Genomic DNA, 13,200 nt, shown 5'->3' on the forward strand with positions numbered 1-13,200 from the left:
GAATCGGTTTCTATTTTAGGAAAATATGAAAGGACTATTCTTTGTCATAGGTTTACTGATGATTGTAGAATGCAGCATGGCCCAGGTAAGTTTACCAAACACGATTTATGCAAAGTATACAGATGATGCAATTCAGCTTGATGGAAGATTAGATGAACCTGTTTGGGAAAATGCTGTTCGCATAAGCAATTTTACCCAACGCGAACTGAATGTTGGGGAGCCGGCAACTGAAAAAACGGAAGTGGCCATTGTCTATACGGCCAATACCCTATACATCGGATTTTGGGGTTTCGATAGGGAGCCGGATAATCTTGTAGCCCGCGAAATGAAACGGGATTTCAACTGGGGTGTAGAAGACAACTTTGAGGTCATCATAGACACTTACGATGACGACAGAAACGGATTTCTGTTTGTAATCAATCCTAATGGTGCCCGTGCCGATGCGCAGATTTTAAACAACGGTAGGTCTTTTAACAAATTTTGGAATGGTGTATGGGATACCAGAACAGCGATAACGAACGAAGGTTGGTTCGCGGAAATAGCCATTCCTTTTTCTACCCTGAAGTTTAAAACGAATTTAGATCAGCAGGTCTGGGGTATCAATTTTGAGCGCAATATTCGCAGAAAAAGGGAACAATTACTATGGCAGGGCTGGTCTCGTGATTCCGAACTAGAGCTGGTGAACAGGGCTGGTACTTTGACCGATCTCGACAATATCAAAAGTAAAACTTTTATTGAAATCAAGCCTTATTCAATCGGGGGTGCGGAATTAACACCAGAAAAGTCTGAGGGACAACTGAATGCCGGTGGCGACATCAATTACCTTATCACACCTACCCTCCGTATGAATCTGACCATTAATACAGATTTTGCACAGGTTGAAGCCGACAGACAGCAGATCAACCTTACCCGATTTCCACTGTTTTTCCCTGAACGAAGGGAATTTTTCCTTGAGGGACAAGACTATTTTGATATGGGTATGGGAAACCGCATAATCCCTTTTTATAGCAGGCGGATCGGATTAGCCGAAGATCGCTCTACGGTTCCAATAATCGCAGGGGCAAGGGTATTGGGTAAAATGGGAAATACTACGTTGGGTGCTTTGTCCATGCAGACAGCCAGTAGGGACAGCATACCCTCTACCAATTATACAGTTGTAAGCTGGAGGCAGGATGTCTTGAAACAATCTTCCATAGGCATTTTATCTGCCAATAAATACGAAAATGGACGATGGCATAGCACAACCGGAGGATATGGGCTTTACAGTATGTCCGAATTATTTGGTGACAAAAACCTGAATATTGGTGCATCATTCACACAAAACATTAACTCTGATGATTTTGATGCCAGGGCCAATGCTCACCGTATTTACCTGAGCTATCCCAACGATAAAGTTGAGTTTGATATGGCTTGGCAAAGAAGTGCCACCCCCTTCAATCCGGAAGTGGGTTTTCTGCGCAGGGAAAATTTCCAGGAGTTTTATACTGAACTTGAATGGAAACCCCGACCTAAAAACCATTTCAAATGGATACGACAGTTCAGTTTTAAAGGGTTGGACATGAATTACTTCATTTTTGACGACACAGGTGAACTGCAATCATTTTTCTACGAAATCAGACCATTAGGCTTTGAAACACGTAGTGGGGAATCCTTTGAGTTTAACCTCCAAAGGAGAGCGGAAGGTCTGCGAGAACCATTTGAGATTACGGAAGGAATTGTCATTCCTGAAGGAGAGTATTGGTACAACCGTATGGAAATACAAGCCGCTACTTTCAGCGGTCGAAACTTTGCACTCGATACGTATTTTAACTGGGGAAACTTTTTTAAAGGAAAGAGTACCCAAAGTGCTTTTGAGCTATCATGGAGAACAAGCCGTTATCTAAAGATCGCTGCTAACTACGAAAAAAACTGGATTGACTTGCCGGAAGGAAGCTTTGATACAGACCTGATCGGTAACCGTATAGAGTATGCCGTAAACCCGAATCTATTCGGCTCCCTGTTTTCCCAGTGGAACAGTGAAGATGAAGAAGTACTTCTGAATTTCCGTTTGCAATGGATTCCAATTATCGGAGCTGATTTCTTTTTCATCGTCAACCAAGCTTACGACACTTCGGGAAATAGCTGGACACTTGAAAGAACAACTATTTTGGGCAAACTGATATGGAGATTTGTGATTTAAAAAGAAAACTACCAGATACCTGTTTAATGTGGTACAATGTAGGTAATTGATTTTATTTGAAATAGTTAATTCAAGTAAGTTCGCAACACAGATGAGACAATAAATCTTCTCCTTGTAATCCCGAATTTCTACAGAATCGGTTTGTATCATTGAAATGGGTTTTAGTAAGAAATAAAAAAAGATTATTATGCGATTTAAAAATGTATGCTTTGTAATACCTTGTTTGTTATTCGTGGCTGTAACAGTAAGCTGCGAAAACAAGAACCACAATTTTAAAGAAATCAGCGAAGAGGAAATTGAATATGCTGACTTACCGGCGTCTGTACAGACTGCCTTTGAGAGCTCAGAATACAAGGACTGGGAAATAGAAGAAGTAGAAAAAGTTGAAACCGACAAGGGAACTTTATATGAATTAGAACTGGAGAGCCCGGACGATAAACATCTGGAAATCTACTTCGACCAGCAAGGGAAGGTTGTAGCTACAGAGTAGCATGCAGTATGAACAAGGTGTGGTTAGAAATTATTTCATCGTAAAAATCCTGTCCTTTTAGTTATTAGTACGGACAGGATTTTTAGTTAATCAAAACATTTTAAGCTATTCGGATTTTTTAATTACCAACTCATACACACACGGTATGACTATCAAATTGAGTAAAGTGGCTGACAATAATCCACCCAAAATGACCACCGCCATCGGGCTTTGAATTTCACTTCCCGGCTGCCCGCCTTTTAGCGCAAGCGGAATCAATGCCAATCCTGTGGTAAAGGCGGTCATCAGAATTGGGTTCAATCTATCCAAGGCACCAGCTTTAACCAGTTCTATACCTGTCTTACCTTCCTCTCGCAAATCTTCGTAACGGGAAACCAAAAGGATACCGTTTCTTGTGGCAATACCAAAGAGACTGATAAATCCTATGGTCGCCGCGATGCTTACGATTCCTGATGTAAAGTACACAATGAGAATACCACCAATCAATGCCAAGGGAAGATTAATGAGCACTACAAAGGCCAGTTTTACATTTTTGAACTCATAATAAAGTAACAGGAATATGACACCAATTGCCAAAATAGCGGTAATCAATAACAGTTGCGAGGCTTTGGATTCACTTTCAAATTGCCCGCCATATTGTACGCGGTACCCCTCGGGAAAATCGATGGTGGAATTCACCACATCCTCAATCTCGTTCACGGCACTTCGCAAATCCCTTCCCTGAACATTGGCCGCTACCACGATCTTCCGTTGTACATCTTCACGGCTGATGGTATTTGGACTGCTGACCGATTGAATCATTGCCAGTTCGCCCAACACGGTCTGCCCACCATTTGGCAGGCTAATCAAGATGTTTTTAAAGTTTTCCACGTTGTCACGAAAGGGTTTTTCATAGCGTACCACCAAATCGAAATAGCGCTGTCCTTCATAAATCTCACCTGCTTCTTCACCTGCAAAGGCAATATCTACCTGTTCCATTAAATCACCGACGGTCATACCATACGCTGACAAAATGGGACGCTTGGGTTTGATGCGGATTTGTGGCACTTCAATTTGTTGGTCAACCGCCACATCGGCCAGTCCATCGATGGATTTGATGTTCTGTTCTACCTGTTTCCCCAACTCGAACAATCGTTGTAAATCCGAACCAAAAATCTTGATGGCAATATTGGCTCGTGTTCCAGAAAGCATATGGTCGATACGGTGCGCGATGGGTTGGCCAAGCGTGATATTTACACCAGGAACGACGCTCAACTTGGTGCGGACCTCCTCAAAAAATTCTTCTTTTGATTTGTCTTCCAAAGTAAACGGTACATCGATTTCGCCTGCGTTTACGCCTTGGGCGTGTTCGTCCAATTCGGCACGTCCCGTTCTTCGGGTTACCACATCGACTTCAGGCATCTCCAGCAGTAGATTTTCTATTTGCTTGCCTGCCTTATTGCTTTCTTCCAGCGACATTCCCGGTGGTCCAACCACGGCTATCACCAGCGAACCTTCATTGAATTCGGGTAAAAAACTTCGTCCCAATTGGGTTGCCACGACCAAACTTAACAGGAATGCAACGACCGTTACCGCAATCACGGTTTTTGGTATTTTAATAAACCTATCCAAAGTGGAAGCATAGTGTTTTTGCAACCATTGTTCTACTTTGGTGCCTTCGGCTTGTTTTTTGAGCAGTTTTTCCTTGTTCAATAAATACGAGCACAATACGGGTGTTACCGTAACGGCCACGACCAATGAGGTCAATACAGAGGTTACAAAGGCAATCCCGAGAGGTTGCAACAATCGACCTTCCATTCCGCTTAAAAAGAATAAGGGAACAAAAGACACAATGATGATTAATGTCGCAATGATGATGGAACTCCGAATTTCCACCGAACCATCTCGAACGACTGTAATCATCGATTTCCGCTCTGCTTTTGGCAGTCGGCTGTTTTCGCGCAAGCGCTTATAGACATTTTCCACATCGATAATGGCATCATCGACCAATGCGCCAATTGCAATTGCCATACCGCCCAGACTCATCGTGTTGATGGTATAGCCCATCCATTGTAAAATAATTATAGAGACCAACAGGGATATGGGAATGGCCAATAATGAAATGACCGTGGTGCGCCAGTTCATCAAAAAGATAAACAAAATTATTACGACAAAGAATGCCCCTTCCATTAGTGTCCAATTCAAGTTGCTGATTGACGCATTGATGAAATCCGACGACCTGAAGATTTGACTTTTGATTTCTACAGTTTCCGGTAAGGTTTTTTCTAAATCGGAAATGGCGATGTCCAAATCCTCAGTTAATTTTAGAGTGTTGACATCTGGTTGTTTTGAAATGGTGAGGATAACTGATTTATTGCCGTTCAATGAGCCATCGCCAATTTTATCGGACGCACCGATTTGAACGGTTGCCACATCCTTGATTTTAATAGTCTGCCCATTGATTTGTTTTATCACGGCTTCCTGTAAATCCTCCAAAATGTAGGCCCTACCGCTTCCTTTAATGATGTATTGATTTCCGTATTGGTTCACAATACCCCCTGGTGCGTTTACATTGGCTTCCTTTACGTGCTCTACCAATTCTTGCAAGCTCACGTTGTAGTGCTTCAATTTTTCAGGATTGGCAAATACCTGATACTGTTTGTAGTCGCCACCTATGACCACCACGTTGGCAATGCCACCAATGGCTTTGATACGCGGGCGGATAGTCCAATCGGACAGCGTTCGCAGTTCCATAGGCGACAGACTATCGGACGTTACGCCCAATAGCATAATCTCTCCCATAATGGATGAAATGGGTGCCATTGTGGGTGCCCCAATACCTTCGGGCAAGTTTTCACGCACCATCGGGATACGCTCACTCACGATTTGTCGAGCTCTGTAGATGTCCGTACCCCATTCAAATTCTACCCAAACAATGGAAATCCCTGCGGCGGATGATGAGCGGATACGCCTTACATTGGGCGACCCGTTCATAGCTGTTTCCAATTGGTAGGTGACCAATTTTTCCACTTCTTCCGATTCCATTCCGTGGGCTTCCGTTAAGATGGTTACGGTTGGTGCGGTAAGGTCCGGGAACACATCGACATTCATCGTTTTGGCGTAGTAAATTCCCAATACGCTCAATACGATTGCTCCCAACAAAATCATCAAACGATTATGAAGGGAAAATTTTAATATTTTAGTCAACATAAATCTCCTTTTTAGTGGTCGTGTCCGTGTGCCGGTGTGGTACCGGACATTGATGCCATTTTTACCTGATAGGCTCCTGTAGTGACTACCACATCGCCAACTTCCAATCCTTTTAAGACTTCCACGTTTTTACCGTTGCGTTTCCCGATGGTTATGGGTCGTCTTTCAAAACTTTCGCCACCGAGCTGCAGAACTACCGAGTAATTCCCATAATCTTCCAAAAGTGCCGACTCGGGTACCAGCGTGGTTTGCTCTCCATCGCCCATTGCAATCTGAACCTGGGTCAAGCTGCCGTCGGGAACATTTATAACATCGTTTACCTTGGCAAACACGGATATCAACGGACTTTCCCTTTCTACATCTTTTGAAATGGACAATATTTCGCCTTCGGAATCTGAAATGTTTTTCCAATCACCTTTTTCGGTCTGGTACCACATTCCTTTGATGTTTTGCATCGTCAGGCCATAGGTGGGTGCCACCTGTGATTTCAACACTTTGGACTCATCAGTAGCTACACTTATCAAGACAGCGCCTTGGTCCACATAGTCGCCATTGGATACATTCACCGTTCTGATAAAACCATTAAAGGGTGCACGGATTTGCTTGCTACCACCCGAAACGCCCGAAGCGATGGACTGATATTGTGATTTGGCAATCGCATAGTTGCTCTCCACCTTTTCAAACTCGGATTTTGGGATGATTTTGCTCTCGTAGAGTTCCTTTTTACGGTTGTATTCTGATTGGGCTTGTTCAAATTTCGCTTTCGCGGAAGCGACCTCGGCACTCAGATTGTTGTTCGCCAATCCCTGACTGCTCACGTTCAACAACAATTGTCCCTGTCTGACTTCCATACCTTCGGTCAGGTTGGTCGTGGTAAAATTGACCGTCCCGTTGGCCGTGGCTACCATCGTTTTTACAGAACCTTGAGCAGGTTGCCAAACACCCGATGAAATGATGACATCGTAAATTTCCCCTTTTGTGACCTGCGCCGTTTGAAAGTCGATTTTCCAGGCCTGTTCCTTCAAAAAGGAAATGGGTGCCTCTTCACCTGCATTGCCTATCGCTTTTTGGGCTTCCTCCAAATTGGGATAGACCATCACGTCTTTAATCACGATGTTGTCACTGTATTGCGGTGTGGAAAGGTCGAAAACCAATTGGTGTACACCCGCTTCCTTCGGTTGGATGGTGGGTGAAAAAATTCCTGGGGAAGAAGGGTCATCTGCTGTGGTACGCAAACCATTGTCTCCTTTTATCAAGCTGACTATTACCGAGCCTTCGCGTACGGGTTGGTGGTTATCCAAAACTGTAAAGTGTGCGGCAAACCTGCTGGGTTGCCCGACAATCAATGCCGGGAACTCAACAAAGAGTTCGGTATTGTCCGTCCACAATGTATAATCCAATCTCGGGGTCTCCTCGCCTACGTGGCTCCCGTCAGCGTTGTGGGCGTGTTCATCTTCGTGATTCTGTTTACAAGCTACTGCCATAAAGGCAAGCACAATTATTAAATACTTTTTCATCTTTTTCTTTTATTAATGTTGGTGTCCGTCATCATCGTGGGAATGTCCGTGGTCGTCATCGTGACTATGGCCGTGTTCTTCCTTTTGAAGGGTGTCCTGACCTACCGTAAATTCTTCCTGCTTCAAGTCCTCCTGTTCCATATGAGAGCCGTCCGGGTTATGCTCGTGACCGTGGTCATCTTGGGCTTCTTCCTTTTTTGTTTCCCGGCATCCTGTAAGGCTGATTGCTGCCATTACCATTAGTGCCATTAGTATTTTTGATAAATGTTTCATCTTTTTAATTTTTAAAATTGTTATAACTGATGTATTAATAATTGTGCTTGTAAAAGCTGCAACTGTTTTTCCATTTGCAAAATTCTATCGGTGGCGTCCCGATAGAATTGCACTTCCATATAGTATTCCAAAAACGAGTATTCTCCCAAGCTATAAGCTTTAAAGAGCAATTCCTCACTATTTAGGGTTTCTATGGTGTCCTGATATTCGGTGTACTTCTCGAGCAATAATTGGTACTGATTGTACTCTTGTTGTAATTGGGCATACAGCATTTGTTGTACAACTTGTGTGTTGGACTGCTGGTATTTGTAATTGGCTTCTGCCGCTTTTACTTTGTTTTTACTGTTCCACAAAGGAATGGTCAACCCTCCATAAACACCCGAATAGTTGTTGCCGTTGACCCCTTGGTAATTGTAACCCAATGAAAGGTCTGGCAGTATTTTGGTTTTTTCCAACTTCACGTTTTGTTGTGCTGCGGCTTCATAAGCTTTGAGCTCCAAAATCTTCGGATCTTTGGCCAATTTCTCATTCCATAAATCGGCTACAGTTTGTATCTGAAATGGAATATTCAATTGCAGATTGTCCAACCCAAGCGGTTGATTTCCATTTAAAGCCTGCAAAGCTGTTTTTTGATTTTGGATTTCCGCTTCCAGTTGTTCCACCACAAATTGCTCCTGAATCCAAGCTACCTTAGCTTTGTTGAGGTCTAAAATGCCGACTTGCTCTCTGTTAAAAAGCTCTTGCATTTGTTCATACACCTCTTGGCTTTGTTTCTTTCTTTCATCTTCAATGGTTTTTCGCTTTTGAAGTATAAAGAAATCTATTAACCATTTTTTTGCCTTTAGCAGTATTTCCTGGCGTTTTTCGCCATAGGCTGCCTGCAACTGTTCTGCTTTTAGGTTGTTCCACTTGTTACGGGCTGCATATACCGAAGGAAATTCAAAGGATTGTGAGATTTCGAACTCGGTATAGTCATCGGTTTGATGGTCGCCAAAAGGCAGATAGTATCCTGAAAGCTGTGGGTCGGGCAGGTTGTTGCCGCTCTTGTTTTGAAGCTTTTGGCCATCGATAAGAGATTGATAGGCCTTCAGCTCTATATTGTTCTGTTCTATTTCGTTGAGTAGCTCCCCTATATTTCTATCTTGAGAGAAACCAGTAACGAAGAACAGGCATCCGCATATCGCGGACACGATGTATGTATTCATTGTTTGAAAATTTAGGTTTAATCTTGCCTGATAAGAGACAGGCCTGAAATTCAATAGGATTTCTACCTAATAGATAGATAATCCCAAACGATTAACCTAAAGATGGTGGCCCCCGTAAATCGAGGGATGAAAGGAAAGGATTAAAATAGTGATTGGGCGGATGATAAAGCGGCGGGTCGTTGTTTCGCCTCTTATCAATAAAATATAGTTCTTGAAAACCAGAATAGGTTTTTACAACATTCTCATTCGTATCGGTACGGTGTTCAACGATTTGTCTTTCGACAATAATATCGGTTGAAACCGTGGAATGGACGTGCATATCCATAAAGAACCCAAAAAAGCCATATGGTGATTCTTCGTCTTCGTGCGAACCATTATCGTGATGGTGGTGTTCGCCCGTATGGGCAACATCCGAATGGGAATGGGAATGCGAATCCTGGTGCTGATGATGCAGATGCGGAAATGCTTGATGCAGCACCATAAGGCCAAACAGGCCCAAGAAGAAAACTGCTGCTATTTTATTTGCTTTTTGCATCGATTGCAAATATACAAACATTCTGAAAATGTTAAATTTTTAGCTTCAGTCTTTTTTTAATCAAATGTCAGGGTTTCATTAAAAAATCCAGTTTAAGGCACTGGATAAACCTTTTAAAGCTATGCCAGGGCATACACTTCATCGAACAACTTTATATCAAGTCGTTCCTGTTGGCCAAAGCTCTTTTTCAGTACATTGTGCAATACCGAATTAAAGGCATTATAACCTATCCAAAGATTCGGTTCCTCATTGAGCAACAAGGCTTCGTAATTGAGAATTTCAAGAACTTCACGAGACTTTTTAGATGGGTCGCTGTTCTTATCGCTACATTCATAGCAGAACAGTTTCGTTCTGTCAAGAATAGCTTTCACAAATTCCTTGGTATCGATGATTTTAAATTCCTTCATCTTGTCAAATTTCTTGGTAATGGTGTAGAACTCGTTGTCCAAGAATTTATCAAACAGGTTGTTTAACCTTGGCATTATAAGGTCTGTGTTATTCCTACTGTGCTTAATCGAAAACTCGATTTCAGCCTGTGAAACGTGTAGCCCGTTGGAACACACCTTTCGATAGAACCCGAAATGGCCAGAGGTCTTTTCACTACCATCATACGAATTTTTGAACCGAAGCATTGGCAGTATCAAATCCTTATCATTCTTAACCGTAAATTGGCTTTTGTCGTCAATGATAAAGTCGGTGATAAACGACCTATCGTTCTTGTTGATGGTTCGCTTATGATAGTTAAGTCCAGCATCAACCAGCATTAATTCTGCTTTTTTGAAGAACAGTTGGTTTGGAATGTGTCCGTAGCTTTTTGATACCACGTTGACTATTTTACCATTCGAGATGATGGCGTTTTCAAGCCCACGACGGGATTCCATCTGGGTCAAACTTTTCAAGGATTTCATTTCATTGGAAACGAAAATCTCATCTTGTTGCAAATTTTGTAAATACATAGCTTCTGAATTTTTGGTTAAACATTTTGTGATAATAGAGCGTAATACTCTGGATGCTTTTCTCGGTAATAGGCCAGATGGCTTTCGGCACCTTCAATCGTGTAATTTTCCCTACTGGATTCATAATGTGCCTCGGCTTCTTCGACCGAAATCTTCGCTTTTGTTGACATAATGTTGAAATTTTAGTTAAACAATATTTGAGCATCGAACAAACGGAAGCTAAAATCACAGCTCAAAAGGAAACGGAATAAATGAGAAGTGGAATGCGCGCAACGGCTTTATGCCGTAGTCTTTTGATGGGTGTATTTTACGAGTTTACCTTTGCGCTGGTATAGATGGATGTCTTTCCTTTAAATCCTTGCAGGGTATCATAAAAAGAAAAAGGGCCGACACGAATGCCTACCCTTCTTCAAAACAACAAAAGCTAATCGTTGAGTTCCTGAATTTTCTTTTCAAGAACTTCGATACGCTCTTTCAAACGTGCTTCACGTTTGTTTCGTTTCTCAGCATAGCTCTTCTCAATGTCTGCAATTTTGGATTTGTAATATCCCTGCATCGCATTGTAGAACGAAATGTTTGTGAGATTATTGACGTGATTGCTTTCGCCAAAATGGACTTGTTTCGTGAGGATATAGCGAATCAATTTGTGGAAAATTTCTTTTTTGAAATGCTTCTTGAAATGCGCTACGGTTTCTGCTGTGTTCATTTTTGATGTATCACCTAAGAATTTTGAAAAACACTTTTGTTGAGTAGTGTAATCCACATTGTTTTCAAACAGTGAAATGGAAAAAGCAACCATCTCATCTACCGAAAGTGTTTTTTTCATATCGATATAATCCGTCTCACGAATCATATTTACAACTTCCTCAAACTGCTTGTTGTTCTCAATCTGTTGCTTGCGGATTTCACGCTCATTGATTTTTATGATTTGTTCTTCCGGTGTACAATCTGCCATTTTTCTGTTGGCCAATGGTGCTGCATATTCTGTGGATTTATCTTTTGACTTTTCAATTACCTTGACAAACACTTTTTTGTTTTGGTAGGTCTCAGGATGGAACACGATGCCGTTTACAAATCCATTGTCAGTTGCTGAATTGTAATTTTTTAATTCTTCTTCGTAGTTCTGAATGGCTTCCTTAAGCTCAGCTTTCAATTCGTCTTCAAAATAATCGTAATGTTGATATTCTATTTTGATGGCCTCTATTGTTGGCTTAATAGGATTTTCAATGATTTCAACATCATCAAGCAGATAGACCTTCAACCCATTATTTTCCAGTTGGGAAATAATGAGCTGATTTTTTTCTTCATCCGCCCAATACTGTAGTATTTCTGGAATGAGCAGTATGTTGTCTTTCTTAGATTTATCAATCAGTTTTAAGAACGATTTTGTCTTTTTCGTCTCAAAACAGGCTGATTTGGTACAGACCATTTTGCCTTCGCCAAACAGATTGCCTTGATTCGCAGCATTGAACGGACATTCTACACAGGAACCCGCTTTAGCGACTAATCCCTTGTCCTCAACATCAAAGGGCGCTTTTTCCAAATCATAGGTTCGGTTGTTTATCATTCGGTTTATCTGATGTGCGTTGAATTCTTCGCCCATCGTTTCCAGCATCATCTGTTGTTCCTCTGGTTCAAAGAGCGCAACACCAACACCTAACGAAATGGTCATTTCACCACTACGCACAAAATGTTTGAAACCGTCAATCAATCCAGCTAATTTCAAACGTTGTCTGATGAAGTTGTCGGTTCTTCCCAAACGCTTCGCGATTTCAGAGGGTTGATACTTGTCACTCAGATAAGCTATCGCTTCGGCTTCTTCAGTAGGCCCTACGTCCTTCCGTTGCAGGTTTTCGATGATTTGAACTTCAAGCACTTCGTCGTTTTCATAGGTTCTTACGATACAGGGAATCGTTTTCTTGTTCGCTATTTTGCTTGCGCGAAACCGTCTTTCGCCCATAACGATGATAAAGTCCTTCCCCGATTTGCGAACCGTTATTGGTTGCAATACACCAAATTCCTTGATGCTATCCGAAAGCTGTTGTAGCTGTTTCTCATCAAAGGTTTTTCTCGGTTGCTTAGGGTCAGGCTTGATTTTGCCAATGGGAATGTTCTCGATTTGAAGTACCGGAACTTTCTTTCCGTTCACTTCTTTTTTCGCAGTAGTCGAAGTTCTTCTGCGCTTTCTTGTAGTACTCGCTTTTGTTGTCATAATACTCAAATTTTAGATTAAACAATATTTGAGTAGTGAACCAAACGGAAGATAAAATCTTGGCTCAAAAGGAAACGGAATAAATAGGTAGGGGTAGAAGCGTTGGCTTTATGCCGTAGTCTTTTGATGGAAGGATTTTACGAGTTTAACTTTCGGGAATATTGTATGATAATAAACCCCCAATCGAAGAACAAGAGTCGAGAAAACCTAAATTCTATGAATTTATATTGATTGACATAGTGGTTAATATCAAATGGAAGTATATGACACTAAATCAAAGTTTATCTTGAAAATAGGTCAAATGTTGTACCTATGTTGTACCCGTGCTTTTTTTTGGTCAATTTTCAAAGTAAAAAAGCCGAAGATTTCTCTTCGGCTTTTAGTGCGGGTGAAGGGACTCGAACCCCCACACCTTGCGGCATCAGATCCTAAGTCTGACGTGTCTACCAATTCCACCACACCCGCATAAAGTGCAAATTAACACTTTTTATTTGGATAAATCCTAAGTCTAGCGTGTCTACCAATTCCACCACGCCTGCATCAATATTTTCGTATCAAGAACTTCAATTTCTTTACATTCTTGATTTAAATTATGACTTTGAAAATTTAACTGTGTCTACCTCCCGATAGCTATCGGGACCACC

Annotated in this window: 10 protein-coding genes and 1 tRNA gene; 2 read left to right on the top strand and 9 right to left on the bottom strand. The window is 41.8% G+C overall.

The genetic code is table 11. From position 1 onward, the window contains the following. Nucleotides 1-25 precede the first annotated feature (25 nt). Both IL356_RS01695 and IL356_RS01700 read left to right on the top strand, forming a co-directional pair. A complete protein-coding gene (locus tag IL356_RS01695; RefSeq protein ID WP_121847513.1) occupies nt 26-2,179 on the top strand; it encodes a DUF5916 domain-containing protein in 2,154 nt (717 codons plus the stop codon). 187 nt (nt 2,180-2,366) lie between these two features. Continuing rightward, a complete protein-coding gene (locus IL356_RS01700; protein ID WP_121847512.1) occupies nt 2,367-2,669 on the top strand; it encodes a PepSY-like domain-containing protein in 303 nt (100 codons plus the stop codon). A gap of 105 nt (nt 2,670-2,774) precedes the next feature. Here the strand turns inward: IL356_RS01700 and IL356_RS01705 are convergent, their stop codons facing one another. The 9 genes from IL356_RS01705 to IL356_RS01745 all read right to left on the bottom strand — a co-directional run bounded on the left by IL356_RS01705 (nt 2,775) and on the right by IL356_RS01745 (nt 13,021). Next, nucleotides 2,775-5,858: an efflux RND transporter permease subunit gene (locus tag IL356_RS01705; protein ID WP_121847511.1), complete on the bottom strand. Its 3,084-nt coding sequence runs from the start codon at nt 5,856-5,858 to the stop codon at nt 2,775-2,777. A gap of 11 nt (nt 5,859-5,869) precedes the next feature. After that, the gene (locus IL356_RS01710) at nt 5,870-7,375 is read right to left on the bottom strand and encodes an efflux RND transporter periplasmic adaptor subunit (protein ID WP_121847510.1); all 1,506 of its coding nucleotides are present in this window, start codon (nt 7,373-7,375) and stop codon (nt 5,870-5,872) included. Between the two features lie 12 nt (nt 7,376-7,387). Beyond that, the gene (locus tag IL356_RS01715) at nt 7,388-7,648 is read right to left on the bottom strand and encodes a hypothetical protein (RefSeq protein ID WP_121847509.1); all 261 of its coding nucleotides are present in this window, start codon (nt 7,646-7,648) and stop codon (nt 7,388-7,390) included. A gap of 20 nt (nt 7,649-7,668) precedes the next feature. Continuing rightward, entirely contained in the window at nt 7,669-8,853 is a 1,185-nt protein-coding gene (locus tag IL356_RS01720; RefSeq protein ID WP_121847508.1) for a TolC family protein, read from the bottom strand. 91 nt (nt 8,854-8,944) lie between these two features. Next, nucleotides 8,945-9,409, bottom strand: coding sequence for a hypothetical protein (locus IL356_RS01725; RefSeq protein WP_225621365.1), 465 nt, complete (start codon nt 9,407-9,409; stop codon nt 8,945-8,947). Between the two features lie 98 nt (nt 9,410-9,507). Next, on the bottom strand, nt 9,508-10,344 hold the full coding sequence (locus IL356_RS01730; protein WP_121847507.1) for a DUF932 domain-containing protein: 837 nt from the start codon (nt 10,342-10,344) through the stop codon (nt 9,508-9,510). 17 nt (nt 10,345-10,361) lie between these two features. Further along, a complete protein-coding gene (locus IL356_RS01735; protein WP_162987794.1) occupies nt 10,362-10,514 on the bottom strand; it encodes a hypothetical protein in 153 nt (50 codons plus the stop codon). Between the two features lie 254 nt (nt 10,515-10,768). Beyond that, complete coding sequence (locus IL356_RS01740; protein WP_121847506.1) at nt 10,769-12,556, bottom strand: ParB/RepB/Spo0J family partition protein; 1,788 nt, start codon at nt 12,554-12,556, stop codon at nt 10,769-10,771. A gap of 383 nt (nt 12,557-12,939) precedes the next feature. Continuing rightward, nucleotides 12,940-13,021, bottom strand: a tRNA-Leu gene (locus IL356_RS01745). Nucleotides 13,022-13,200: the final 179 nt, after the last annotated feature.

Origin of the sequence: Euzebyella marina (assembly GCF_014855515.1) — a bacterium.
Classification (GTDB): Bacteria; Bacteroidota; Bacteroidia; order Flavobacteriales; family Flavobacteriaceae; genus Euzebyella; species Euzebyella marina.